At 73.4% G+C, this 25,317-nt stretch carries 23 protein-coding genes, 2 tRNA genes, 1 pseudogene and 1 riboswitch; of the genes and pseudogenes, 13 read left to right on the top strand and 13 right to left on the bottom strand.

Translation table 11 applies throughout. The features are described 5' to 3' along the window. Window positions 1-17: 17 nt before the first annotated feature. The 5 genes and pseudogenes from SCATT_RS19330 to SCATT_RS19310 all read left to right on the top strand — a co-directional run bounded on the left by SCATT_RS19330 (window position 18) and on the right by SCATT_RS19310 (window position 6,674). On the top strand, window positions 18-803 hold the full coding sequence (locus tag SCATT_RS19330; RefSeq protein WP_041824876.1) for a GntR family transcriptional regulator: 786 nt from the start codon (window positions 18-20) through the stop codon (window positions 801-803). Between the two features lie 193 nt (window positions 804-996). Next, window positions 997-1,248: a DUF3311 domain-containing protein gene (locus tag SCATT_RS19325; protein ID WP_014144802.1), complete on the top strand. Its 252-nt coding sequence runs from the start codon at window positions 997-999 to the stop codon at window positions 1,246-1,248. After that, window positions 1,245-2,879, top strand: a pseudogene (gene mctP / locus SCATT_RS19320) (monocarboxylate uptake permease MctP). Before SCATT_RS19325 ends, mctP begins: the two are co-directional and overlap by 4 nt. Window positions 2,880-3,036: 157 nt before the next feature. After that, a riboswitch (adenosylcobalamin-variant (AdoCbl-variant) riboswitch) is annotated at window positions 3,037-3,134 on the top strand. A gap of 154 nt (window positions 3,135-3,288) precedes the next feature. Beyond that, window positions 3,289-5,655, top strand: a complete 2,367-nt coding sequence (locus SCATT_RS19315; RefSeq protein WP_014144800.1) for a ribonucleoside-diphosphate reductase subunit alpha — start codon at window positions 3,289-3,291, stop codon at window positions 5,653-5,655. Then, the gene (locus SCATT_RS19310) at window positions 5,646-6,674 is read left to right on the top strand and encodes a ribonucleotide-diphosphate reductase subunit beta (protein ID WP_014144799.1); all 1,029 of its coding nucleotides are present in this window, start codon (window positions 5,646-5,648) and stop codon (window positions 6,672-6,674) included. The genes SCATT_RS19315 and SCATT_RS19310 overlap by 10 nt, the downstream gene beginning before the upstream one ends. On the opposite strand, the gene SCATT_RS19305 is transcribed toward SCATT_RS19310, so the two are convergent. From SCATT_RS19305 to SCATT_RS19275, 7 genes are all read right to left on the bottom strand, one after another. Further along, window positions 6,626-7,435, bottom strand: a complete 810-nt coding sequence (locus SCATT_RS19305) for a COG4705 family protein (protein ID WP_014144798.1) — start codon at window positions 7,433-7,435, stop codon at window positions 6,626-6,628. The two genes, SCATT_RS19310 and SCATT_RS19305, sit on opposite strands and share 49 nt — an antisense overlap. Window positions 7,436-7,487: 52 nt before the next feature. After that, window positions 7,488-8,117 carry a peptide deformylase gene (gene def, locus SCATT_RS19300; protein ID WP_014144797.1) on the bottom strand — a complete coding sequence of 210 codons (630 nt, stop codon included), beginning with the start codon at window positions 8,115-8,117 and terminating at the stop codon, window positions 7,488-7,490. Between the two features lie 61 nt (window positions 8,118-8,178). Next, complete coding sequence (locus tag SCATT_RS19295) at window positions 8,179-9,165, bottom strand: tetratricopeptide repeat protein (protein ID WP_014144796.1); 987 nt, start codon at window positions 9,163-9,165, stop codon at window positions 8,179-8,181. A gap of 495 nt (window positions 9,166-9,660) precedes the next feature. Then, complete coding sequence (gene rsrA / locus SCATT_RS19290; protein ID WP_014144795.1) at window positions 9,661-10,008, bottom strand: mycothiol system anti-sigma-R factor; 348 nt, start codon at window positions 10,006-10,008, stop codon at window positions 9,661-9,663. Continuing rightward, entirely contained in the window at window positions 10,005-10,688 is a 684-nt protein-coding gene (locus SCATT_RS19285) for a sigma-70 family RNA polymerase sigma factor (protein ID WP_041825151.1), read from the bottom strand. The genes rsrA and SCATT_RS19285 overlap by 4 nt, the downstream gene beginning before the upstream one ends. Window positions 10,689-10,960: 272 nt before the next feature. Next, window positions 10,961-11,635: an alpha/beta hydrolase family protein gene (locus SCATT_RS19280; protein WP_014144793.1), complete on the bottom strand. Its 675-nt coding sequence runs from the start codon at window positions 11,633-11,635 to the stop codon at window positions 10,961-10,963. Continuing rightward, window positions 11,635-12,480: an SOS response-associated peptidase gene (locus SCATT_RS19275; protein ID WP_014144792.1), complete on the bottom strand. Its 846-nt coding sequence runs from the start codon at window positions 12,478-12,480 to the stop codon at window positions 11,635-11,637. Before SCATT_RS19275 ends, SCATT_RS19280 begins: the two co-directional genes overlap by 1 nt. 64 nt (window positions 12,481-12,544) lie before the next feature. Between SCATT_RS19275 and SCATT_RS19270 the strand changes: the two genes are divergently transcribed. The 5 genes from SCATT_RS19270 (at window position 12,545) to SCATT_RS19250 (ending at window position 16,759) form a co-directional block, all read left to right on the top strand. Then, window positions 12,545-13,258 carry a M50 family metallopeptidase gene (locus SCATT_RS19270; protein WP_014144791.1) on the top strand — a complete coding sequence of 238 codons (714 nt, stop codon included), beginning with the start codon at window positions 12,545-12,547 and terminating at the stop codon, window positions 13,256-13,258. Window positions 13,259-13,394: 136 nt separating this feature from the next. Next, entirely contained in the window at window positions 13,395-14,738 is a 1,344-nt protein-coding gene (aroA, locus tag SCATT_RS19265) for a 3-phosphoshikimate 1-carboxyvinyltransferase (RefSeq protein WP_014144790.1), read from the top strand. Between the two features lie 9 nt (window positions 14,739-14,747). Continuing rightward, complete coding sequence (rsgA, locus tag SCATT_RS19260; protein WP_014144789.1) at window positions 14,748-15,755, top strand: ribosome small subunit-dependent GTPase A; 1,008 nt, start codon at window positions 14,748-14,750, stop codon at window positions 15,753-15,755. A 176-nt stretch (window positions 15,756-15,931) separates the two neighbouring features. Further along, complete coding sequence (locus SCATT_RS19255; RefSeq protein ID WP_014144788.1) at window positions 15,932-16,255, top strand: DMT family transporter; 324 nt, start codon at window positions 15,932-15,934, stop codon at window positions 16,253-16,255. A 48-nt stretch (window positions 16,256-16,303) separates the two neighbouring features. Continuing rightward, entirely contained in the window at window positions 16,304-16,759 is a 456-nt protein-coding gene (locus tag SCATT_RS19250; RefSeq protein ID WP_014144787.1) for a GNAT family N-acetyltransferase, read from the top strand. A gap of 98 nt (window positions 16,760-16,857) precedes the next feature. On the opposite strand, the gene SCATT_RS19245 is transcribed toward SCATT_RS19250, so the two are convergent. Beyond that, window positions 16,858-17,394, bottom strand: coding sequence for a TetR/AcrR family transcriptional regulator (locus SCATT_RS19245; protein ID WP_014144786.1), 537 nt, complete (start codon window positions 17,392-17,394; stop codon window positions 16,858-16,860). Window positions 17,395-17,519: 125 nt separating this feature from the next. Between SCATT_RS19245 and hisN the strand changes: the two genes are divergently transcribed. After that, window positions 17,520-18,329 (top strand): histidinol-phosphatase, encoded by an 810-nt coding sequence (gene hisN / locus SCATT_RS19240; RefSeq protein ID WP_014144785.1) that lies wholly within the window; start codon window positions 17,520-17,522, stop codon window positions 18,327-18,329. Between the two features lie 68 nt (window positions 18,330-18,397). On the opposite strand, the gene SCATT_RS19235 is transcribed toward hisN, so the two are convergent. Beyond that, entirely contained in the window at window positions 18,398-19,858 is a 1,461-nt protein-coding gene (locus SCATT_RS19235) for a catalase (protein ID WP_014144784.1), read from the bottom strand. Between the two features lie 134 nt (window positions 19,859-19,992). On the opposite strand from SCATT_RS19235, the gene SCATT_RS19230 reads away from it, so the two are divergent. Next, window positions 19,993-20,409 (top strand): Fur family transcriptional regulator, encoded by a 417-nt coding sequence (locus SCATT_RS19230; protein WP_014144783.1) that lies wholly within the window; start codon window positions 19,993-19,995, stop codon window positions 20,407-20,409. Window positions 20,410-20,477: 68 nt separating this feature from the next. On the opposite strand, the gene SCATT_RS19225 is transcribed toward SCATT_RS19230, so the two are convergent. Continuing rightward, entirely contained in the window at window positions 20,478-21,926 is a 1,449-nt protein-coding gene (locus tag SCATT_RS19225) for a hypothetical protein (RefSeq protein ID WP_231905127.1), read from the bottom strand. Window positions 21,927-22,173: 247 nt separating this feature from the next. Between SCATT_RS19225 and SCATT_RS19220 the strand changes: the two genes are divergently transcribed. Further along, on the top strand, window positions 22,174-23,031 hold the full coding sequence (locus SCATT_RS19220) for a trypsin-like serine peptidase (RefSeq protein WP_014144781.1): 858 nt from the start codon (window positions 22,174-22,176) through the stop codon (window positions 23,029-23,031). Window positions 23,032-23,138: 107 nt separating this feature from the next. Here SCATT_RS19220 and SCATT_RS19215 read toward each other — a convergent pair. The 3 genes from SCATT_RS19215 to SCATT_RS19205 form a co-directional block, all read right to left on the bottom strand. Then, window positions 23,139-23,212 (bottom strand) — tRNA-Met (locus tag SCATT_RS19215). Window positions 23,213-23,272: 60 nt separating this feature from the next. Beyond that, window positions 23,273-25,048, bottom strand: a complete 1,776-nt coding sequence (locus SCATT_RS19210) for a tetratricopeptide repeat protein (protein WP_078590790.1) — start codon at window positions 25,046-25,048, stop codon at window positions 23,273-23,275. Window positions 25,049-25,240: 192 nt separating this feature from the next. After that, a tRNA-Met gene (locus tag SCATT_RS19205) sits at window positions 25,241-25,314 on the bottom strand. Window positions 25,315-25,317: the final 3 nt, after the last annotated feature.

Raw genomic sequence — 25,317 nt, 5'->3', positions numbered from 1 at the left:
AGTCGGGAGAGCGGGCGATGGACAGCGACGGGGGCGCCGGGGCACCGGCGACGGAGACGGGCGAGACCACCACGGGCGGGAACGGTACCCGCACCGCGCGGGTGCCGAAGTACTACCGCCTGAAAAAGCATCTGCTCGACATCACCCAGACCATGCCGCCCGGCACCCCCGTACCGCCCGAGCGCACGCTGGCCGCCGAGTTCGACACCTCGCGCACCACGGTCCGCCAGGCCCTCCAGGAGCTGGTGGTCGAGGGCCGGCTGGAACGCATCCAGGGCAAGGGCACCTTCGTCGCCAAGCCCAAGGTCGCCCAGGTGCTCCAACTGACCTCCTACACCGAGGACATGCGGGCGCAGGGCCTGGAGCCCACCTCCCAACTGCTGGACATCGGGTACGTCACCGCCGACGACCGGCTCGCCGGGCTGCTGGACATCAAGGCCGGCGGCCGGGTGCTGCGGATCGAACGGCTGCGGCTGGCCAACGGCGAGCCGATGGCCATCGAGACCACCCACCTGTCCGCCAAGCGCTTCCCGGCGCTGCGCCGCAACCTGGCCAAGCACACCTCGCTGTACGCGGCGCTCGCCGAGGTCTACGGGGTCCGGCCGGCCGAGGCCGAGGAGACCATCGAGACCTCGCTGGCCACCCCGCGCGAGGCCGGGCTGCTCGGCACCGACGTCGGCCTGCCGATGCTGCTGCTCTCCCGGCACTCCCTGGACACCACGGGCGAACCGGTGGAATGGGTGCGCTCGGTCTACCGCGGCGACCGCTACAAGTTCGTCGCCCGGCTGCGCCGTCCGGACTGACGTTCCCAACGTCCCTCCCCAGGGCCACCGTTGGCCGGATCGTTTCCGTACCGATATGCGGACAGGTGGTGACGGTGACCTGGACACTGGCCTAGATTTCGAGCGCGTCACGTGGTCTTCCGCGTGGCGAAAACCACTTGCCGAAGTCTTCCGCCGACGTCCGCACGGTCCGGCCGAGCCACGGGGAGCCGCCATGACGAAACCGCCGCCGACGACGAGGCCGGTCATCACCCCGTCCCGGGTGGTGGCCGGCGTCTGCCTGGTCCTGCCGTTCGTGGCGATGCTGTGGGTGGGCTCCTACGCCCGGGTGACGCCGGCGCTGCTGGGCATCCCGTTCTTCTACTGGTACCAGATGGCCTGGGTGATCGTCTCCGCCGGGCTGACCTCGACCGCCTACCTGCTGGTGCGGCGCGAGGAGCGGGCGCGCAAGGGGGACGGCCGGTGAAGCACGGGGTCAACGGCGTCGCGCTGGGCGTCTTCGTCTTCTTCTTCCTGCTCGTCACCGTCCTGGGCTTCCTCGCCGCCCGCTGGCGGCGCGCCGCCGACGCGCACAGCCTGGACGAATGGGGGCTGGGCGGACGCAGCTTCGGCACCTGGATCACCTGGTTCCTGCTCGGCGGCGACCTGTAAACTGCGTACACCTTCGTGGCGGTGCCGGCGGCGGTCTACGCGGCCGGCGCCTCGGGGTTCTTCGCGGTGCCGTACACCATCCTGGTCTACCCGCTGATCTTCTGCTTCCTGCCGCGGCTGTGGTCGGTCTCGCACCGGCACGGCTACGTCACCCCGTCGGACTTCGTGCGCGGCCGGTACGGCTCCAAGGGTCTGTCGCTGGCGGTGGCGGTCACCGGGCTGCTGGCCACGATGCCGTACATCGCGCTCCAACTGGTGGGCATCCAGGCGGTGCTGGACGTGATGGGGGTGGGCGGCGGCGCCTCGTCCAACTGGTTCGTCAAGGACCTGCCGCTGCTGATCGCCTTCGCGGTGCTGGCCGCCTACACCTACTCCTCCGGGCTGCGCGCGCCGGCGCTGATCGCCTTCGTCAAGGACGCGTTGATCTACATCGTCATCGCGGTGGCGATCATCTACATCCCGATCCGGCTCGGCGGCTTCTCGCACATCTTCCACACCGCCGGCGAGACGCTCGCCAAGGTCAACCCGGCCACCGGCAAACCCCGCGGGGAGCTGGCCAGCGGGCCCAAGGCGCAGTGGGCGTACGGCACGCTGGCGCTCGGCTCGGCGCTGGCGCTGTTCATGTACCCGCACTCGATCACCGCCACCCTCTCCAGCCGCAGCCGCAACGTGGTGCGCCGCAACACCACGATCCTGCCGCTGTACTCGCTGATGCTGGGGCTGCTGGCGATGCTGGGCTTCATGGCGATCGCGGCCGGCGTGGGCAAGGGCGTCAAGGGCTACAACGGCCAGCTCGCCATCCCCCAGCTCTTCCTGGACATGTTCCCGTCCTGGTTCGCCGGGGTGGCCTTCGCCGCGATCGGGATCGGCGCGCTGGTGCCGGCGGCCATCATGTCCATCGCCGCGGCCAACCTGTTCACCCGCAACGTCTACAAGGACCTGATCAAGCCGGACGCCACGGCCGCCCAGGAGACCAAGGTCTCCAAGCTGGTCTCGCTGGTGGTCAAGGTCGGCGCGCTGATCTTCGTGCTCACCATGGACAAGACGGTGGCCATCAACTTCCAGCTGCTGGGCGGCATCTGGATCCTGCAGACCTTCCCGTCGCTGGTGGCCGGGTTGTACACCCGCTGGTTCCACCGCTGGGCGCTGCTGGCCGGCTGGGCGGTCGGCATGGTCTACGGCACCTGGGCGGCCTGGTCGGTGGCGAGCCCGACGCAGAAGCACTTCGGCGGCAGCTCCAAGCTGATCCCGGGCATCGGGCAGATCGGCTACATCGGCATGACGGCGTTCGTGCTCAACGTGGTGGTCGCGGTGGTCCTCACCGTGGTGCTGCGGGCGGTCGGGGCACCGGACGGCGCCGACGAGACCACCCGGGACGACTACACCGCCGACATCGGCGACCCCGGCGTCCAGCAGGAGCGTCCGCTGGCCCCGGCCGGCCACTGACCCCACGGCCGCGGCCGGCCCCGCACGGGCCGCCGTACCCCGACGCACCGGGGTACGGCGGCCCGTCGGCGTTCGGGGACGAGTACCCCAGCACGCCCCGGACACTACATCTAGGGCCGCGCAAACGGACCCGGCACTAGATGTATGCTCATCACCGCTGCTGTCGCAGGGGAACCCGGTGAGATTCCGGGACTGCCCCGCAACGGTGTCCCGGCGTGCCCGACGCGCCGGAGAAGTCCGAGTACCTGCCGGCAGCGCCACTTCGGGCTGCTCCGAAGGGGCAACAGATGTCCGGGCCTCGCGGGTTGGGTCTGCGGACGTGACGCGGCCTGCCCTGCCCTGTCTGCGGCATGCCGTACGCGGCCGTGGTCCCGCTCGCAACGGGGCCGCCGCGTACGAGGAGACCGCCGTGACCATCGCTCCCGCAGACCCCGCGTCAGCAACCGCCGTTCCGCCGGACGAGCCGGGCACCGCGCTGCTGCGCACCCTCATGGAGCTCACCGCCGACCTGCCCGACACCGACCCCGGCCGGGTCGCGGCGGCGGCGCTGCGCGGCCGGCACGCCGGCTCCGACGCGGCCGAACTGCGCGACCTGGCCACCGAGGCGGCGGCCGGGCTGATCTCCGAGGACCCGCAGTACAGCTTCCTCGCCGCCCGGTTGCTGGCCCGCGCCATCACCGAGGAGGCGGCCGGCCAGCAGGTGACCTCGTTCTCCTCCTCGATCGCCACCGGCCACCGCGAGGGGCTGATCGCGGACGCCACCGCCGCGTTCACCGCCGCCCACGCCGGCCGGCTGGACGCGCTGATCGACCCGGCCGGCGACGACCGCTTCGGCTACTTCGGGCTGCGCACCCTCTACAGCCGCTACCTGCTGCGCCACCCGGTGACCCGGCAGGTGGTGGAGACCCCGCAGCACTTCCTGCTCCGGGTGGCCTGCGGGCTGGCCGCCGACGACTCGGCCGCGGCGGTGGAGGAGGTGGCCTCGCTCTACCGGCTGATGTCGCGGCTGGACTACCTGCCCAGCTCGCCGACGCTCTTCAACTCCGGTACCCGGCACCCGCAGATGTCCTCCTGCTACCTGCTGGACTCGCCGCTGGACGAGCTGGACTCGATCTACCAGCGCTACCACCAGGTCGCCCGGCTCTCCAAGCACGCCGGCGGCATCGGGCTGCCGTTCAGCCGGATCCGCTCCCGCGGTTCGCTGATCCGCGGCACCAACGGCCGCTCCAACGGCATCGTGCCGTTCCTGCGCACCCTGGACGCCTCGGTGGCCGCGGTCAACCAGGGCGGCCGGCGCAAGGGCGCGGCCTGCGTCTACCTGGAGACCTGGCACGCCGACGTCGAGGAGTTCCTGGAGCTGCGGGACAACACCGGCGAGGACGCCCGGCGCACCCACAACCTCAACCTGGCGCACTGGATCCCCGACGAGTTCATGCGCCGGGTCGAGGCGGACGCCGAGTGGTCGCTGTTCTCCCCCGCCGACGTGCCCGAGCTGGTCGACCTGTGGGGCGAGGAGTTCGACGCCGCCTACCGGGCCGCCGAAGCCGCCGGCCGCCAGATCAAGCGCGTCCCGGCCCGGCAGCTGTACGCGCGGATGATGCGCACCCTGGCGCAGACCGGCAACGGCTGGATGACCTTCAAGGACGCCGCCAACCGCACCGCCAACCAGACCGCCGAACCCGGCAGCGTGGTGCACTCCTCCAACCTGTGCACCGAGATCCTGGAGGTGACCGACGACGGCGAGACCGCGGTGTGCAACCTCGGTTCGGTCAACCTCGCCGCCCATCTGACCGCGGACGCCTCGGTCGACTGGGAGAAGCTGGACGCCACCGTGCGCACCGCGGTGACCTTCCTGGACCGGGTGGTGGACATCAACTACTACCCGACCGAGCAGGCCGCCGCCTCCAACTCCCGCTGGCGGCCGGTGGGTCTGGGGGTGATGGGGCTCCAGGACGTCTTCTTCCGGCTGCGGCTGCCGTTCGACTCGCCCGAGGCGCGGGCGCTGTCCACCCGGATCGCCGAACGCGTCATGCTCGCCGCCTACGAGCAGTCCTGCGCGCTGGCCGAACGCCACGGGCCCCACCCGGCGTGGGAGCGGACCCGGGCGGCCCGCGGGGTGCTCCACCCCGACCACTTCCCCACCGAGCCGGCCTGGCCGGACCGGTGGACGGCGCTGCGCGAGCGGATCTCCCGTACCGGGCTGCGCAACTCGCTGCTGCTGGCGATCGCGCCGACCGCCACCATCGCCTCCATCGCCGGGGTCTACGAGTGCATCGAGCCGCAGGTGTCCAACCTGTTCAAGCGCGAGACGCTCAGCGGTGAGTTCCTCCAGGTCAACACGTACCTGGTGGCCGATCTGAAGAAGCTGGGGGTGTGGGACGCCCGCACCCGGGAGGCGCTGCGCGAGGCCAACGGCTCGGTGCAGGACCTCGGCTGGATCCCGGCCGGCGTACGGGCGTTGTACCGCACGGCGTGGGAGCTGCCGCAGCGGGCGCTGATCGACATGGCCGCCGACCGCACCCCGTACCTGGACCAGAGCCAGTCGCTCAACCTCTTCATGGCCGCGCCGACCATCGGCAAGCTCAGCTCGATGTACGCCTACGCGTGGAAGAAGGGGCTGAAGACCACCTACTACCTGCGGTCCCGGCCGGCCACCCGGATCGCCCGGGCGGCGGGCGCGGCCACCGCCACCGCCGCCGTCCCCCAGCAGGCGCCCGACGCCGAGGCGATCGCCTGCTCCCTGGAGAACCCCGAGTCCTGCGAGGCATGTCAGTGAACCCGTCCGACAACCGTCCCAAGAACCTGCTCGACCCCGGTTTCGAGCTGACGCTGCGGCCGATGCGGTACCCGGACTTCTACGAGCGGTACCGCAACGCCATCAAGAACAACTGGACCGTGGAGGAGGTCGACCTCCACTCCGACGTGGCCGACCTGGCCAAGCTCTCCCCGGGCGAGCAGCATCTGATCGGCCGCCTGGTGGCCTTCTTCGCCACCGGTGACTCGATCGTCGCCAACAACCTGGTGCTCACGCTGTACAAGCACATCAACTCGCCCGAGGCCCGGCTGTACCTGTCGCGCCAGCTGTTCGAGGAGGCCGTGCACGTCCAGTTCTACCTGACGTTGCTCGACACCTACCTGCCCGATCCGGACGACCGGGCGGCGGCCTTCGCGGCGGTGGAGAACATCCCGTCGATCCGCGAGAAGGCGCAGTTCTGCTTCCGCTGGATGGACTCGGTGGAGGAGATCGACCGGCTGCGCACCAAGGCCGAGCGGCGCCGCTTCCTGCTCAACCTGATCTGCTTCGCCGCCTGCATCGAGGGGCTCTTCTTCTACGGCGCCTTCGCCTACGTCTACTGGTTCCGCTCCCGGGGCCTGCTGCACGGCCTGGCCACCGGCACCAACTGGGTCTTCCGCGACGAGTCGATGCACATGGACTTCGCCTTCCAGGTGGTCGACACCGTCCGGGCGGAGGAACCCGACCTGTTCGACGAGGAGATGGGCAAGCAGGTCACCGCGATGCTGGAGGAGGCGGTCGAGGCGGAGTTGCAGTTCGCCCGCGACCTGTGCGGTGACGGGCTGCCGGGGATGAACACCGAGTCGATGCGCGCCTATCTGGAGTGCGTGGCGGACCAGCGGCTGGTCCGGCTCGGGCTGCCGGTCCGCTACGGCTCGCAGAACCCGTTCTCCTTCATGGAGTTGCAGAACGTCCAGGAGCTGACCAACTTCTTCGAGCGCCGCGCCTCGGCCTACCAGGTGGCGGTGGAGGGCACGGTCTCCTTCGACGACGACTTCTGAGCCGCCTGGAGGGACAGGACCAGGGCCACGATCACCACGGTGAGCACCGCGCTCACCGGGCCATAGTCCCAGCCGAGCCCGCCGTGGGCGCCCGGCGCCGCCATCCAGTCGGCGAACGAGGCGCCCAGCGGCCGGGTGACCACGTAGGCGGCCCAGAACGCCGGCACCGCGCCCAGCCCCAGGCCGCGGTGGGCCAGCGCCGGCACCGCGATCAGCACGGCGAACAGCAGCCCGGAGGAGAGGTAGCCCAGCCCCAGCGTGGCCGCGGTCAGGTCGCCCACCGCGGTGCCCAGCGCGAAGGTGACCAGCACGGTCGCCCAGTAGAACGCCTCCCGGCGCCGGCTGCGGATGCGGTGGACGGAGAGCGTGCGCTCACTGGCGTACCAGAGGCCGAAGATCACCGCCAGCGCCACCAGGAAGGCCGCCGCGGAGACCTCGTACGGCACGCCGAGGCCGACGTGGGCCACGTCGGCGGCCATGGTGCCGAAGACGCTGACCATGACGACGGCCGTCCAGTAGATCCACGGCACGTAGGCGGTCACGGTGAACTGGAGGGCGAGCACGGCGGCGAGCGCCACCCCGGCCAGGCCCACCGCGACCACCGGGTCGAGGACGTGCGCGAGCCAGTCGGAGGTGGTCTCCCCCATGCCCGTGGTGAGCACCTTGGTGATCCAGAACACCCCGGTGACCTCCGGGACCTTGCTGAGCGTGGTGCGTACCGGCGCGGAAAGCCCGCCGCGCCGTCGTCGGCCTGTCGTCATGGCAGGCCACGCTGGCACAGCGGGCTATGAGGCGGCTGTGTACGCCGCCGCGTCAGTCGTTGGGGACGGTCTCGTAGCGCGGGGTCTTCTCGGCCATCTGCTTGAGGACGTCCTTGCGGTCGCGCTTGGAGAGCCGGTCGATGTACAGGTAGCCGTACAGGTGGTCGGTCTCGTGCTGGAGGCAGCGGGCGAAGTAGCCGGTGCCGCGCACCGCGATCGGGTTGCCGTGCATGTCCTTGCCGCGCACCACGGCGTAGTCGGGGCGGGCCAGCTCCATGTAGGCGCCGGGGACCGACAGGCAGCCCTCGTTGGAGTCGTCCAGCACCCGGCGGTCGGCGGGCACCTCGTCGAGCACCGGGTTGACCACGTGGCCGACGTGGCGCACGCCCTCGTCGTCCTGGCAGTCGTAGACGAAGACCTTCAGGTCGACGCCGATCTGGTTGGCGGCCAGGCCGACGCCCTCGGCGGCGCGCTGGCTGGCGAACATGTCGTCGATCAGCCGGGCCAGGTCGTCGTCGAAAGCGGTGACGTCCGCGCACTCCTTGTGCAGCACGGGGTTGCCGACCACGGTGATCGGCCGGACCGTGCCCCGCTCGCGGTGGGCGCGCTCGCGCTCCTCCGCGTCCACCGTGTCGTCGATGAACTCCGACACCTGCTCGTCGTCGGTCTGCTGCTGCGCCATTGCTCCGGGTACGCCTTCCTGATCTTCGCGGTCTGCGCCTTACAGAGTACGGCCGAAGCGGTCAGCAGACCTCTTCCAGATCGCGCCAGTCACGGCTGTCCGGGCTGTCGGCGACCCAGCTGTCGAGCAGTCCGCGCACCAGGCCGGCCGGGGCGGCGATGCCGCATTCGCGCTCGGGCACCCACAGCGCCCCGGGGCTGCGGTGGCTGAGGTGGCCGGGGTGGCCCGGCTCGCCCTGGTCGTGCGGGTCGCGGGAGGCGTCGGAGCCGTCGTCGGTGGGCATCCGGCTCTCCGAGCAGGAGCGGCACAGCAGGCGGACCGAGGACGACCAGTCCTCGGCGGCGTACCCGGCGTCGGCGGCCAGCCGCTCCAGGGCGTCCCGGTCGGCCTCGGTGGCCGCCTCCAGCAGCACCAGCCAGGTCGGCACCGGGGAGGGGGCCCACAGCTCGATCTCGTCGAAGACCGGGAAGGTGCCGCCGTCCACCGCCACCCGCTCGCCGTGCGGGACGCCGTCGTGCAGCACCACCTCGCCCCAGCGGCGGCCGGACGACGGCAGCGGGATGCTGAGCACCTCCAGCCGGGCCGGGTCGAGCCGCTTGCCCCAGACCACCTCGGCCTCGCCCTCCGGGGAGAGCCGGACCGCGGCGCTGCCCAGCGCCATGCTGACCGGGGCGTCGGAGGGGGCGGCGGCCTGCGCGGCGGGCATCCGCAGCCCGTACGCCTGCCAGGCGCGGCGGGCCAGCGGCCAGTCCTGCAGGGCGGTGGCGGCGATGCCGATGTTCCACCAGTCGGGGGCGCCGGTGTCCCGGTCGAGGAGGGCCACCGCGCGCAGTCCGGCCGCCCGGGCCTGCTCCCAGTCGTGCCGGAACTTGTGCAGCAGCGCCAGGTTGTACCAGGACTCGGGGAGCCAGGGCTCCAGGTCGGCGGCTCGGGTGAGCAGCGCGCCGGCGTCCTCGTAACGCCCGTCGTCGATCAGCGTGAAGGCACGGTCGGTGGCCTGCCGCCAGGTGGCGGAGGGCCGGTGCCGCACTCTGCCGAAGATCCTCACGATTCCCGCCTGCTGGTGTCCTGGTCGCTGGTTGCGCGGTGGTGCCGGAGGGTGCCGGTCAGCCGTCGACCGCCGGGTCGCCGTGCCGGGCCGCGTCGCCCTCCTGAGCGACAACCTCCCATACTTCGGCGACCATTTCCGCCTGGATTTCGACGCTCACCGCTCCTCCTCGCCCTCCCGGGTACGGCTCATACCCATCCGCTGCCCGCCCCCACGCCCGGCAAGTCCTGCCGCTGCCCTTCTTCTGCACGTTCCGGTCGTTTCACGGCGTACCCGCGACCGTTTGCGGTGCGGTGTGCGTCCGTGTGCGCATCCAACCACGTCCACGCGGGCGCCCGCTCCTTACCGGGCGGTTCGGCCCCTTCCGGGTGGCCGCGGGGACGGCTGTGCCGGTGCGCGGAGGGGCCGGGAGAAGGCAACGGGCGCGGTCCGGCCGCCCGTGCGGGACGGGCGGCCGGACCGCGCCCGTTGCCGCCTGCGGCGGGGGGAACGGTGTCAGCCGGCGCTGGGTTCGGCCTCGGTGGTGCGGGGGGCGGCGGGGGGCGGGGCGGATTCGGCGGCGCCTGGGGCCTGGGCCGACGGGTACTGGCCGGAGCGGATCAGCTCGATCCGGGAGAGCACCTTGGACCGCAGGTCGCCGGGGACGTCGTCATGTCCGCAGCACCGCTTCACCAGCTTCTTCACGGCCTGTTCGAGTCCGTACTTCTCCAAGCACGGGCTGCACTCGCCGAAGTGCTCCTCGAACTTGTGGTACTCGCCCTCGGACATCTCGTGGTCGAGGTACTCGTAGAGGTGGCCGAGCACCTCCGAGCAGTCCGTCTCGTGCGGGTTGCCGCAGCTCATTGGTCCGAGCCTTTCCGATCGTGCGACTCGCCCGTTCCGGCGCTCGCGCCCGCGGGCACCAGCCCGCGCTCGCGCGCGTAGTCCTCCAGCAGGCCGCGCAGTTGGCGCCGCCCGCGGTGCAGACGCGACATCACGGTGCCGATGGGCGTCCCCATGATGTCGGCGATCTCCTTGTAGGCGAACCCCTCGACGTCCGCCAGGTAGACCGCGATCCGGAACTCCTCCGGGATCGCCTGGAGCGCCGACTTCACGTCCGAGTCGGGCAGGTGGTCCAGCGCCTGCGACTCGGCCGACCGCAGGCCGGTCGACATGTGCGACTCGGCGCGGGCCAGCTGCCAGTCCTCGATCTCCTCCGTGCCGCTGCGCTGGGGTTCGCGCTGCTTCTTGCGGTAGGAGTTGATGAAGGTGTTGGTGAGGATGCGGTACAGCCACGCCTTGAGGTTGGTGCCCTCACGGAACTGGTGGAAGGAGCCGTACGCCTTGGCGTAGGTCTCCTGCACCAGGTCCTCGGCGTCGGACGGGTTGCGCGTCATGCGCAGCGCCGCCGAGTACATCTGGTCGAGGAAGGTGAGCGCGTCCCGCTCGAAGCGCGCGCTGCGCTCCTCGGGGCTCTCCGCGTCCAGGCGGGGGCGCGGCTGCTCCTCCGTCGTACCGTCGTCGGTCCCTGTGACCGGACCCACCTCCTCCGCCAGCGTGGCGAGGCCGTGTGCGCCGCCGCCCGATTCGGAGAATATCTCGGACGACACGCCGCCGCCGGATCCGCCCCTGTGCGCCGCCGCCGGGGAGGGACCCGCGGCGGGCCACTCGGGCCATGTCAGGTAGCCGGCCTCGGTGCGAGCCGTGCTCATGACTGAAACCATGCGGCAGCCTTCCTCTTGACGCCTGCGGACCGCGGACGCCTGGCACAACGCCGTCGTCCCGCCGGTCATTCCCGTCCCGCGGGCCCGTCGGGTCACCGGGTGGCCCGTCCCAGGGCGGCCAGCCAGTCGCGGGCGGCGTCGGTGATCCGGTCCAGTGCCTCCCGTTGGGTGATCCCCGCGCTCCTGGCCACCGCAAGGCCGTGGTCGGCGCCGGGGACCTCGGCCAGGGTGATGCGCGGCGGCAGCGGCGGGAACTCCGCGGGGCGCCCGAACGGGTCCCGGCCGCCCTGCACCACCAGCACCGGGACGGCGGTGTCCAGCAGTTCGGCGGCGCGCGACCGCTCCGGGCGGCCGGGCGGGTGCAGCGGGAACGACAGGGCCAGCACCGCCCGGGCGCCGAGGGCGGCGGCGGTACGGCAGGCGACCCGGGCGCCGGCGCTGCGTCCGCCGGCCACCACCGGCAGCCCGGGGGCGGCCAGCGCGGGCCACAGCGCGTGCCAGGCGGCGTCGAGCGTCCTCGGGGCGGGCGCGACCTTCTTTCCCGCCACCCGCCAGGGCTGTTCGACCAGGGCCACGGTGACCCCGTGGGCGGGCAGGTCGGCGGCGAGCGCGGCCAGGTCGCGGGCGTCGACGCCGCCGCCGGCGCCGTGGCCGAGCGCCAGGACGGTGTGCGGGCGCGGCGCGCGGTGCCAGTGGACGCGGGCGTCGCCGGCCGGGGTGGGCACCGTCTCGGCGGCGGGCGCCGGGCCGGCGGGGGTGGCGGCCATCAGAACAGGGTCTCCTCCTCCGGGGCGGGCAGCGCGGCCACCAGCTCCGGTCCGTTGTTGCGTACGTCACTGACGGCGGTGGCCACCGGGTGGGCGCGCAGCCACCCGGCCGGCGGCGCCGTCAGCAGCTCGCGCAGTTCGCCGGGGTCGGTGCGGGACGGGTCGAGCCAGGCGTCCCAGCGGTCCGGGGTGAGCGCCAGCGGCATGCGCGGGTGGATCTCGGCGAGCGAACGCGGCCCGGGGCGCTCCCCGGCGTCCGCGAAGGGCTCGGTGTCGGCCTCGGTGGTGAGCACGGTGCACGTCACCCACCACGCCTGCGGGTGGTCGTCGGGGAGCGTGCGGTCGCGCCAGAACTCGTACAGCCCGGCCATGGCCATCACCGAGCCGTCGGCCGGGGTGACGAAGTAGGGCTGTTTGCGCGGGCGTTTGCGGCGGCCGGCCTCCTCCAGGGCGCGCTCCTCCGCGCCGGTGACCCGTCCCCTGCCTTCGGCGGGGAGACCCCACTCGTAATAGCCGTCGGCGGGTATCAGGCAGCGGCGGCTGACGAACGGGCGGCGGAACGACGGCTTCTCGTGCACGGTCTCGGAGCGGGCGTTGATCAACCGGGCGGCGCCGTCCGGGTTCTTCGCCCAGGAGGGCACCAGCCCCCAGCGCACCACCCGCAACTGGCGCACCGGTTCCGGATCGCCGGTCTCCTTGTCGGGGCGGTCCAGGATCACGTGGACCTGCTTGGTGGGGGCCACGTTCCAGTCCGGGGCCAGCGTCTCGGCCGGGTCCCACTTGGTCACCTCGAAGACGCCGACCAGGTCCTCGGCCTGCCGGCTCGCCGCATACCTTCCGCACATGGATGCAACACTGCCATGCGCACGGCCGGAACCGCGGCCGTGCCGTGGACGTCGGTAAGGGACTGTGGGAACGACGAGCATCGCCGAGCTGTGGGACCGGGTGGTCGGCGGCCAGCCGGCCCCGCCGGGCTGGCTGGTCTGGGTGACCGCCGCCGTGGCGCTGGCCGGGGTGGTGCCGCACGGGGTGTGGCGGGTGACCCGCAACGCGGTCACCATCGCGCACGAGGGCGGCCACGCGCTGGTGGCGTTGGTGTGCGGACGGCGGTTGCAGGGCATCCGGCTGCACTCGGACACCTCCGGGCTGACGGTCTCCCGGGGCAAGCCGTACGGCGCCGGCATGGTGTGCACCGCCGCCGCCGGGTACACCGCGCCGCCGCTGCTGGGGCTGGCCGGGGCCGGGCTGCTGGCCACCGGGCACATCACCGCGCTGCTGTGGGGTGCGGTGGCGCTGCTGCTGGCGATGCTGGTGATGATCCGCAACGCCTACGGGGCGCTGGCGGTGGTGGTGGCCGGCGGCGCCTTCTTCCTGGTGTCGTGGCTGACCGGGCCGGCGGTGCAGGCCGGCTTCGGCTACCTGGTGGTGTGGTTCCTGCTGGTCGGCGGGGTGCGGCCGGTCTTCGAGCTCCAGGGCAAGCGGCGGCGCCGGGCGTCCGGCGACTCCGACCCCGACCAGCTCGCCCGGCTGACCCGGATCCCGGCGGGCGGGTGGCTGCTGTGCTTCCACGCGGTGGCGCTGTGCGCGCTGTTGCTGGGCGGACGGCTGCTGCTGGGAGTGTGACGTGGGGCGCGGGAGGTTTAGCGGGTGTGATGCCCGCGGCTGTCCTCGTAGGCACATACCAAGTCAGTGTTTCGCCCAGGTTTCTCCGGAATCGATCACAAACCCGCGGTTCGCGTAGCCACTACAGTTACTTCCCATGACCGGTAACTCTCCGGAGACCGCCCTTTGGCCCGCACCGACCGCTCCCGGCCCCGTCGCCGCGACGGTCACCGTGCCCGGGTCCAAGTCGGTCACCAACCGTGCCCTGGTGCTGGCCGCGCTCGCCTCGGAGCCGGGCTGGCTGCGCCGCCCGCTGCGCAGCCGTGACACGCTGCTGATGGCCGACGCGCTGCGCGCCCTCGGGGTGGGCATCGAGGAGCAGGTGGGCTCCGGCGGCGGCGAGGTGTGGCGAGTGATCCCCGCCGGGCTGCACGGTCCGGCCCGGGTGGACGTGGGCAACGCGGGCACCGTGATGCGTTTCCTGCCCCCGGTGGCGGCGCTGGCCGACGGCCCGGTGCGCTTCGACGGCGACCCGCGCAGCCATGAGCGTCCGCTGCACGGCGTGATCGACGCGCTGCGCGCGCTGGGTGCCCGGATCGACGACGACGGGCGCGGCGCGCTGCCGATGACCGTGCACGGCTCGGGCTCGCTCGCGGGCGGCCGGGTGCGGATCGACGCCTCCTCGTCCTCCCAGTTCGTCAGCGCGCTGCTGCTGTCGGCGCCGCGCTTCAACAAGGGGCTGGAGCTGCGCCACGTGGGCGGGGCGCTGCCGTCGCTGCCCCACATCCGGATGACCGTGGACATGCTGCGGGCGGCCGGCGCCAAGGTGGACTCCCCCGGCGCCGGCGGCGAGCCGGACGTGTGGCGGGTGGCCCCCAGCGCCCTGCTGGGCCAGGACCTGACGGTGGAGCCCGACCTGTCCAACGCCGCGCCGTTCCTGGCCGCCGCGCTGGTCACCGGGGGCACCGTGACCGTCCGCGACTGGCCGTCGCGCACCACGCAGCCCGGCGACGCGCTGCGCGAGATCTTCACCCTGATGGGTGGCTCCTGCGAACGGGACGAACGCGGCCTGACCTTCACCGGCAGCGGCCGGATCAAGGGCATCGACGTCGATCTGCGCGAGGTGGGCGAGCTGACCCCGGTGATCGCGGCGGTGGCGGCGCTCGCCGGCTCCGCGTCGGAGCTGCGCGGCGTGGCCCATCTGCGGCTGCACGAGACCGACCGGCTGGCCGCGCTCGCCGCCGAGATCAACGGGCTCGGCGGTGACGTCACCGAGACCGAGGACGGGCTGCGCATCCGGCCGCGTCCGCTGCGCGGCGGGGTCTTCCACACCTACGAGGACCACCGGCTGGCCACCGCCGCCGCGGTGATCGGGCTCGCCGTCAAGGGCGTCGAGGTGGAGAACGTGGCCACCACCGCCAAGACGCTCCCGGAGTTCCCCGAGCTGTGGACCGCGATGCTCGACGGCACCGGCGGCCCGTCCGTCGCACGGGGGCTGTGACCCTCCCCCATGCGGCGCTACGGCAAGGACACCGACGAGGACGACGTCCGGGTACGCCCCGGGCGCAAGGGCAGCCGCCCGCGCACCCGGATCCGTCCCAAGCACGAGGACGCGGCGGAGGGCTTCGTGCTCACCGTCGACCGCGGCCGGATCACCTGCCTGGTCGCCGGGCACCACGTCACCGCGATGAAGGCCCGCGAGCTGGGCCGCAAGGGCGTGGTGGTGGGCGACCGGGTCGACCTGGTCGGCGACATGTCCGGCGAGAAGGACACCCTGGCCCGGGTGGTGCGGGTGCGGGAGCGCGACTCGGTGCTGCGGCGCACCGCGGACGACGACGACCCGTTCGAGCGGGTGGTGGTGGCCAACGCCGACCAACTGGCGATCGTCACCGCGCTGGCCGACCCCGAGCCGCGACCCCGGCTGATCGACCGCTGCCTGGTGGCCGCCTACGACGCCGGGCTCGACCCGCTGCTGGTGCTCACCAAGGCGGACCTGGCACCGGCCGGGCCGCTGCTGGAGACCTACGCCCCGCTGGACGTGCCGTACGTGGTCACCAGCCGCGAGGAGCTGACCGGCCAGGCCCTGGACGAGGTGCGCGAACGCCTCGCGGGCCGCATCACCGCGTGCGTCGGGCACAGCGGCGTGGGCAAGACCACACTGGTCAACGCGCTGGTGCCGGAGCGGGCCCGGGCCACCGGCCGGGTCAACCCGGTCACCGGGCGCGGCCGTCACACCACCACCTCGGCACTGGCGCTGCCGCTGCCCGGCGCGGACGGCGGCTGGGTGATCGACACCCCCGGGGTGCGCTCGTTCGGGCTGCACCACGTGGACCCGTCCCGGGTCATCCACGCCTTCCCCGACCTGGTGCCGGGCACCGCCGACTGCCCCCGGGCGTGCAGCCACGACGAGCCGGACTGCGCGCTGGACGCGTGGGTGGCCGAGGGACACGCCGACCCGGCCCGGCTGTACTCGCTGCGCCGGGTGCTGGCCACCCGGGAACGCCGCGAGGGCGACTGACCCGGGCCCGGCGCCGGGTTCCGGCCCCCCGCGAACGCGTCATGGACACGACGTGAAGCTGCCGTGGTCGCTGCCCGGTTCCGCCGAGTCCGGCCCCGGCACACCGCCACCTGTGTGATGATCTACCCGATTGATGATCCATCGACGGATGTTCCATCGACCGGGAGGCGGGACTCATGGCATGGCTGCTCGTCGTGGTCGCCGGGCTGATGGAGACGGGCTTCGCCGTCTGTCTCAAGATGTCGCACGGCTTCACCCGGCTGTGGCCGACCATCGCCTTCGCCTGCTTCGCCCTGGGCAGCTTCGGCCTGCTGACGCTCTCGCTGCGCCGCCTCGACGTGGGCCCGGCGTACGCGGTGTGGACCGGCATCGGCGCCAGCGGCACCGCCATCTACGGCATGGTCTTCCTCGGTGACGCCGTCAACACGCTGAAGCTGGTCTCGATCTCCCTGGTCGTCCTCGGGATCATCGGGCTGCCGCTGTCCGGCGCCTCGCACTGACCGCCCCGCGCCCGCCGCCGCCCGCGTCCCGGGTGATGGAATGCGGCCATGGACGAGATCACCTTCCGGCGCGCCACCGCCGCGGACATACCCGCGATCGTGGCCCTGCTCGCCGACGACGCCCTCGGCACCGGCCGCGAGAACCCCGCCGACCTCACCCCCTACCGGGCCGCCTTCGCCGAACTCGACGGCGACCCGCAGCACGTCCTGCTGGTGGCCGACCGCTCCGGCGAGGTCGTCGGCACCGCCCAGCTCACCTACCTGCCCGGCCTGGCCCGCGGCGGTGCCCTGCGCGCCCAGATCGAGGCGGTCCGGGTGGGCTCCGCCGCCCGCGGCACGGGTCTCGGCTCCCGCCTCATCGAGGAATGCCTGCGCCTCGCCCGCGAACGCGGCTGCGCCCTCGTCCAGTTGACCTCCGACGCCAGCCGCACCGACGCCCACCGCTTCTACGAACGGCTGGGCTTCACGGCGTCGCACGTGGGCTTCAAGCTGTCGCTGGTGTGAGCGACGCACGCGAGCGCGCGGAGGTGGCGGCCGAGGAACGAGGCCGTCGCCGCAGCGCGCGAACGGGCGGAGAAGCCAACGATCGAAGCTGCCGGCGGTCACGTCAACGCGCGTACCAGGCGGGCCACCCGGGCGCAGGCGTCCTCGTCGGAGGGGGCCGGATGGGCCACGTAGCTGACCGCGAGGCGTACCGCGGCCTCGCAGACCCATGGCGGGCCGGCGGCTTCGGGGGCGAGGGCGCCGGCCGCGCGGTGGGGTAACGCGGCGGCCAGCCCGGACAGTTCGGGGGCGGCCGGCAGCCGTGCGCCCGGGCAGCCGGTGAGCGCGTCGCGGGCCAGCGGGCTGCGGCGGGCGGCGCGCAGCGCGAAGGCGGTGCCCGCGGCGAAGCACTCGGCGCAGTCGGCGCCGCGCCGCCGGGCGGCGGCCAGGGTGCGTTCGAAGCCGCCGAGGAAGGTCTCCGCCTCGCGCCTGCCGAGCGCCCGGGCGAGCCCGTCCTTGCTGCCGAACTCGTTGTAGAGGGTCTGCCGGGAGACCCCGGCCTCGGCCGCCACCTCGACCATCCGTACCTGGCCCCAGGGCCGGGTGGACAGCGCGGTGAGCGCCGCCTGGAGCAGGAGTTCGCGCGCTGCCGGCATGGCCGCCTCCATGGCTGTGCGCCCAGCGTCGAGCGACAGGATTGACGTGGTCCCTTCAGGTGTCAAGGCCCGTGCCCGGCCACGCCGCGTGGCCCGGGCGGCGACCGCCTCGCTACTGTTCGCACATGCCCGACTTCTACGACGACCTGCGGCTGGCCCACGTCCTGGCGGACGCCGCGGACGCGGTCACCATGGAACGCTTCAAGGCGCTCGACCTGAAGGTCGAGACCAAGCCGGACATGACGCCGGTGAGCGAGGCCGACAAGGCCGCCGAGGAGCTGATCCGCGGCCAGTTGCAGCGGGCCCGGCCACGGGACGCGGTGCTCGGCGAGGAGTTCGGGGCGGAGGGCGGCGGTGAACGGCGCTGGATCGTCGACCCGATCGACGGCACCAAGAACTACGTGCGCGGGGTGCCGGTGTGGGCCACGCTGATCGCGCTGGCGGTGCGCGGGGCCGGCGAGGAGGGCGACGACGGCGTGGTGGGCCTGGTCTCCGCGCCCGCCCTGGGCCGCCGCTGGTGGGCCTCCACGGGCGGCGGCGCCTACACCGGGCGCAGCCTGTCGTCGGCCACCCGGCTGCACGTCTCCCGGGTCGACGACCTGGCCGACGCCTCGTTCGCCTACTCCTCGCTGAGCGGCTGGGAGGAACGCGGCCGGCTCGACGCCTTCCTGGGGCTGACCCGGGCCTGCTGGCGCACCCGCGGCTACGGCGACTTCTGGTCCTACATGATGGTGGCCGAGGGGTCGGTGGACATCTGCGCCGAGCCGGAGCTGTCGCTGTGGGACATGGCGGCGCCCTCGGTGGTGGTCCGCGAGGCGGGCGGCCGGTTCACCTCGCTGGACGGGCGCCCGGGCCCGTACGGCGGCGACGCGGCGGCCTCCAACGGGCTGCTGCACCCGGCGCTCCTGCGCCACCTGGGCGGCGGCGCGGGCTGAGCGAGGGTGGCCGAAGAGGCCGGAGCCCTGTGGCGTCCGGCCTCTTCGGGGTGGTACGGCAAGCGGGGTCAGCCGCGTAGGGCCTGGACCGCGGCCTCCAGCCGCTTGCCGTAGTCGGGGTCCGCCTGGCGGAAGTTGTCGATCGCCCGCGCGACGATGTCGTCCCGGGAGACCTTGGCGAGCGAACCGGCGAGGTTGTCGATCAGCCGGCTCTTCTCCGCCTCCGTCATCAGCCGGTAGAGGTTTCCGGCCTGGACGAAGTCGTTGTCCTCGGCGTGCACCGGGGAGACGTGCTCACCGGTGACCCCGGTGACCGCGACCGGCTGCCACAGCGGGCGCCCGGTCTGACTCGGCCCGCCGAAGCTGTTGGGCTCGTAGTTCTTGGCGCGGCCGTGGCGGCCGTCGTACAGCAGGCCGTCGCGGCTGTAGGTGCGCGCCTCGGCGGCGTGCGGACGGTTCACCGGCAGGTGGTCGGCGTTGATGCCGACGCGGTAGCGGTGGGCGTCGCCGTAGGCGAAGAGCCGGCCCTGGAGCATCTTGTCCGGGGACGGGCCGATGCCGGGGACGAAGTGCGCCGGGGAGAAGATGGACTGCTCGACCTCGGCGAAGATGTTCTCCGGGTTGCGGTTGAGCTCCAGCTTGCCGATCTCGATCAGCGGGTGGTCGGCGTGCGGCCAGACCTTGGTCAGGTCGAACGGGTTGAAGCGGTAGGTGGCCGCGTCCGCCGCCGGCATGATCTGCACCGAGACCGTCCAGGACGGGTACTCGCCGCGCTCGATGGCCTCGCGCAGGTCGCGCTGGTGGCTGTCGGGGTCCTCACCGGCGAGCTTGTCGGCCTCGGCCTGGGTGAGGTTCTTGATCCCCTGGTCGGTCTTGAAGTGGTACTTGACCCAGAAGGCCTCGCCCGCCTCGTTGTTCCACTGGAAGGTGTGCGAGCCGAAGCCGTCCATGTGGCGGTAGGAGGCCGGGATGCCGCGGTCGCCGAAGAGCCAGGTGACCTGGTGGGTCACCTCCGGGCTCAGGCTCCAGAAGTCCCAGACGTTGTCGGCCTCCTGCGAGCCGGTGTACGGGTCGCGCTTCTGGGTGTGGATGAAGTCCGGGAACTTGATGGCGTCCCGGATGAAGAAGACCGGGGTGTTGTTGCCGACGAGGTCGTAGTTGCCCTCCTCGGTGTAGAACTTCAGCGCGAAGCCGCGCGGGTCGCGCACCGCGTCGGCCGCCCCGAGGTTGCCGGCCACCGTGGAGAACCGCAGGAAGACCTCGGTCTCCTTGCCGACCTCGGAGAGGAACTTCGCCCTGGTGTACCGGGTGACGTCCGCGGTCACGGTGAACGTGCCGTACGCGCCGGCGCCCCGGGCGTGCACGATCCGCTCCGGGATCCGCTCGCGGTTGAAGTGGGCCAGCTTCTCGATCAGCGACTGGTCCTGGATCAGGACCGGGCCGCCGATGCCCGCCTGCTCGCTGTTCTGGTTGTCCGCCACCGGGGCGCCGGCCTCGGTGGTCAGCGGACCCGTCTCCGCAACGGTCACGTGCTCACTCCTCGTGTGTCCTGTCCCTTGGCTGTCGCCGGAAGCGATCCTACATTGGACACAGTCCAAGTCAAGATGGGGGCCAGTCCCGTACGGATTCGGACCTCGGACAGGCGGCTGTTAGGCTGGTGGACATGAGTGACCTGCTGGAACGACTTCGCGGCCGAGGCTGGCGGCTGACCGCGCAGCGCCGGGTCGTCGCCGAGGTGCTCGACGGGGACCACGTCCACCTGACCGCGGACGAGGTCCACGCCCGGGCCGCCGACCGGCTCCCGGAGATCTCCCGCGCCACCGTCTACAACACGCTCGGCGAACTGGTCTCGCTCGGCGAGGTCATCGAGGTGGCCACCGACGGTCGCGCCAAGCGCTACGACCCCAACGCGCACCGGCCCCACCAGCACCTGGTCTGCTCGCGCTGCGGCGCCATCCGCGACGTCCGCCCCACCGGCGACCCCCTGGCCGACCTCCCGCCCGCCGAACGCTTCGGCTTCACCATCTCCGAGGTCGAGGTCACCTACCGCGGCGTCTGCCCCGCCTGCGCCCAGGCCTGACCGCCCCGTTCGGAGCGTCTTCGGCGGGCAACTCCCTTGCCGTGAACCGGCGTTCCGGGCGCCGGGGCTCAGGTGGGGGGACGGAGCCAGGGGTGGAGGCGGGTTCGGGCGGCGGTGGCCACTTCGGGGCGGGGGTCGGACGCGGCGCGCGAGGCGATCTCCCGGCGGACGGACGGCTCGGCGGTGACCGTCGCGCGCAGGGCGGCGCGCCATACCGGGGGTTCGGGCCGGGCCAGGCCGGCCCGTAGCGCCTCCGGGGGCGCGCCGCCCGCCGCCGTCAGCGCGTCCAGCGCCTCGCGGGCGAGCCCCGGCGGCTCGCCGGCCACCAGCGGCACCGCCACTCGCCGCACCTCCTCGGCCGGGGCCACCCGGCCAAGCGCCCGCATCGCGGCCCGCCGCACCCCCGGCGCCCAGCTCGCGTCCCCGGCCAGCACGGCCAGCACCGGCGCGTCCGAGGCGTCCCCGCACTCCCCCAGCCCGGCCGCCAGCCCCGCCACCAGCCGGGCCTGGGTGGTGCGGGCGCACCGGCGCAGCTGCCTGCGGTAGACCTCGACCGGCGGCTCACCGCGCTTGTACAGCTTCCAGCGGGCCTGCGCCCGTACCGTGCGGCACCGGTCGGCCAGCGGGGCCACCAGCCGGGCGGCGGGCACGTCGTCCGGGAGCGCGGCCACCGCCGCGCCGCGTACGTCCGCCGAGCGCGCCCACATCAGCCGGCCCGCCTGGTCCGGGTCGAGTTCCAGCAGCCGCTCGGCGCAGAGCCCCCGGCAGACCGGATCGTGGTCGTGGAGCGCGGTACGGGCCAGGTCGCCGCGGACGTACTCGCCCAGTTCGAGGGCGAGCGCCACCCCGAAGCGGCGGACCCGCGGGTCGCCGTCGGCGGCCAGCCGGCGCACGACGCGACGGCGCCCGGGGGCCGCCAGCGCCGCGCGGTAGGCGGCCAGCGCGTCACCGGCGCGCCGCCGGGCGGCCAGCCGTATCAGCAGCCGGACCGCCACGGCCGCCTCGTCCGGGACCGCGTTGCCCAGCAGCGCGGCCAGCGCGCCGTCCCGCACCTGCGGCACCCGGTCGTCGCAGCGGAGCGCGAGCGCGGCCGCGGCGGGGCGGCCACCGCGCCGGGCCAGCCGCTCGACGGCGGCGCGGCGCACCCGGCCGTCGGGGTCGAAGGAGGCGAGCAGCAGCGTCAGCGGGTCGGCGTCACCGGGGAGCGCCGGCCGGCCGGTGCCAGGCGCGGCGGGGCGGCGGGCGGCGCGATCGAGCCGCGCCAGCACCTCGGGCGGGGCGCGCAGCAGTTCGTCCAGGGCCGTTCCGCGGTCCTGCGCGCGGCCGGCCGCGGCCACCCGGCGCACCTCGGCGAGCAGCTCCCCCGTACCGGCCGGGCCCGGCCGCGCGGCCCGCCGGCACAGCCGCCGCCAGCGCTCCGCCTCCGCGGCCCGTGCCGTCGCGGTCGCGTCCCGGCGGCGCCGGGCCGGCCGCGTCCGCCCTCTGCGCAGCAACGCCGTCCTCGCCGCCTTCCTCACCCCGTGGTCACCGGAAACCGTCCGGCCGGAACCCAGCATCGCGCGCCCTACCCCCGTCTCCAAGCGGGTTTCCGCGGCTTTGCCCAGGCCATACCGGTCCTCTACCGAAGAGTGGTGGACGCCGGTTCGGGGTACGGACTTTGCGGGTCGCCCGGTAACGTATCCATACGGTGCCGTGATCGTTATCAGGACGTTCTCAGCGGGCGCCCGTATGCTGATGGCCGATTGTCGCCGATGGGAGGTCCGGGTGCGCCCACGCAGGCGGACGCGAGCAGCGGTCCTGACCGCGGTCGCCGTGCTCGCGGTCACGGGCGCCGTGCGGTACGCGCCCGAGGTGGTCGCCCTGGCACGCGCCAAGCACCACACCGAACCGCACCCGCCGGACGACTGGACCAAGAAGGGCAACTACCTCAGCGCCGCCCGGGCCTACCCCTCGGTGGTCGAGGTGCTCGACACCGACGGCTCCCCCTACTGCAGCGGCAGCGTGGTGCACAGCTCCACCGGCGACATCGTGATCACCGCGGCGCACTGCGTGTACGGCGACGGCTCCTACGCCTCCGGGCTCTCCGTGGCCCCCGGCCGCACCGGCGGCAAGGCCCCGCACGGCACCTGGCAGGTGGCGAAGATGTGGGTGGACCCGCACTACACCAAGGGCGGCGACGAGAACTACGACTACGCCTTCCTGCGCGTCTCCCGCTCCGACGGCACCCGGATCGAGGACGCCGTGGGCGCCAACCAGCTCCTGGTCAACCAGCCGTACCACCTGCGGAACGTGACCACCATCGGCTACCCGGACAGCAACAACAGCGGTGACCAGCAGCTCGCCTGCACCCTGGAGACCTTCCAGTCCGGCGCCCACGACAACTACCGGGAGATGCGCTGCGGCGGCTACTCGGCCGGGGTCTCCGGGGGCCCGTGGCTGACGCTGGCCCCCGGCGCCAGGACCGGCGGGCTGGTCGGCATCATCGGCGGCTGGAACGGCGGCGGCCCGGCCGACAACGACCCGCACGAGGACGCCATCTCCTACAGCCCGTACTTCACCACGGCCACCCGGGCCCTGTTCGACCAGGCGGTGGCCGACGAGGGCGGCCAGGAGGAGAACTGACCGGCGGGCGCGCCGCCCGCCCGCGGGTGCGTCCGGAAACGGACGCGGATGCGCCCCGGAAACGGAGAAGTCCCGGAACGGAGATCCGTTCCGGGACTTTCCTTCAGTAGCGGGGACAGGATTTGAACCTGCGACCTCTGGGTTATGAGCCCAGCGAGCTACCGAGCTGCTCCACCCCGCGTCGTTGTGTCTCCACTGTAGACGACCGGTCCTGAGCAGCGCAAATCGCCGGGGTGCGGGGTCAGGCGCTGAGCTCCTCGCGCAGCACGTCGGACAGGCGGGCGGCGCGCTCGGCGACCTCGGCCGGGCCGCACTCCACCGCCCGTTCGCACCAGCGCCGGGCCTCGGCCAGCTCGCCGCGGCGGGCCGAGAGGAGCGCCAGCCGCAGCGCGGCGCGGCCGTGCCCGGCCTCGGCGGCCCGGGTCCACCACAGCGCGGCCTCCGGCTCGCTGCCCTCGCGGGCCAGCAGCAGCCCGAGGTTGAAGGCGCCGTTGCGGCTGCCAGCCTCGGCGGCCAGCCGGTACCAGCGGGCCGCGTCCACCGTGTCACCGCGCCGGGCCGCCCGCATGCCGAGCCGCACCTGGGCGCGCGGGTGCCCCTGCCGGGCGGCCCGCTCGTACCACTCCTCGCTCTCCTCGCCGTCCTGGTCGAGGACGGCGCCGAGCCGGAAGGCGGCCTCCGCGCTGCCGCCCCCCGCGGCGCAGCGCAGATGGCGTTCGGCCCCGATCGGGTCGCCCTCGCGTTGCAGCGCGATGGCCACCTGGAGGGCGGCCTCGGTGTGTCCGGCGGCGGCGGCCCGCTCGTACCAGCGCCGGGCCTCCTCGTGCTCGTCGCGTCCGGCGCACAGGATGCCCAGGTTGAACGCGGCGTCCACGCTGCCGGCCTCGGCGGCCTTGGAGAACCACGGCTCGGCGCCGGCCGGGTCGCCCTGCTGGAGCAGCAGGACGGCCAGCGCGTTGGCGGCCTCGCGGTGGCCGGCGTAGGCGGCCCGGCGGTACCACTGCTCGGCCTGGGCGGCCCGGCCGCGGGCGGCGCACAGCAGCCCGAGGTTGTAGGCGCCGTTGTCGTCGCCGGCCTCCAGGGCGGCCCGGTACCAGCGCTCGGCGGTCTGCGTCTCGCCCTCCTGGGCGTGGAGCGCGCCCAGCGCGTTGGCGGCCTGGCCGTCGCCCTCCTGGGCGGCCCGCCGCCACCACTGGGCGGCGCCGTCGATGTCGCCGGCGTCCCGCAGCAGGAACCCCAGGGCGCAGGCGGCCCGCGGCTCGCCGTCCTTGGCCGCGGTCAGGTACCAGCGGCCGGCCTCCTTCAGCTCGCCGCGCCCCTCCAGCAGGGCGCCCAGGCGCAGTGCGGCGGAGCGGTGGCCGCGGGCGGCGGCCTGCCGGTACCACTGCTCGGCCTCGGCCTCCTCACCGCGCTCGGCGCAGAGCACGGCGAGCCGGTAGACGGCCTCGCGGTGGCCGTGCTCGGCGGCGGCCCGGTACCAGCGCTCGGCGCCCGCGTCGCGGCGGGCGCGCAGCAGCTCGGCGAGGGCGAACGCGCCCAGCACGTGGCCGGATTCGGCGGCCTGGCGCAGCCAGTACTCGGCGGCGGCCTCGTCGCCGTTCTCGCGGTGGTGGCGGCCGAGCGCGTGGGCGGCGGCGGAACTGCCGGCCACGGCGGCGATCCGCCACCAGCCGGCCGCCTCGTCGGCGTGTCCGCGCTGGTGGAGCAGGAGCCCGAGGTTGTTGGCGGCGGCGCGGTCCCCGGCGCCGGTGGCGGCGCGCAGGTAGGGCTCGGCGCCGTCGAGGTCCCCCTTGCGCAGCAGCATGGTGCCGATCATGCTCTGGGCGGCGGCGTCGCCACGCTGCGCGGCACGCAGGTAGCGGGCTTCGAGCTCGGCCTCCTCACGGGCCGTCAGGATGTCGTCGTCGAGCACGGCCGGGACCTCAACCGGCTGCTCGGGCACGGCCGTTACGTTCGTCTCGCGCGGCCCCGGCGGCGGGGCCTCCAGCAGTCTTGCAGCATCCCCCATGGGATCCATCGTCGCACCACCCGCACCCGGCGTACACCTGGTATACCGCAGCCCTTGAGGTCACTTCAGCGTTTTGTCGACTTCCCGACACAGAGACATGCCAAACCACAAACGCTCCGGACTCCCCGAGGACACGGCGCAACGGCGCACACACGCGAAAAGGCCCGGAGTCCGAGGACTCCGGGCCTTCTCTTTCTCCAGTAGCGGGGACAGGATTTGAACCTGCGACCTCTGGGTTATGAGCCCAGCGAGCTACCGAGCTGCTCCACCCCGCGTCG

The organism is Streptantibioticus cattleyicolor NRRL 8057 = DSM 46488 (assembly GCF_000240165.1).
GTDB classification, from domain to species: domain Bacteria; phylum Actinomycetota; class Actinomycetes; order Streptomycetales; family Streptomycetaceae; genus Streptantibioticus; species Streptantibioticus cattleyicolor.
The sequence above is the reverse complement of the archived record's forward strand: the minus strand, read 5'-3'. Positions and strand labels throughout refer to the sequence as shown.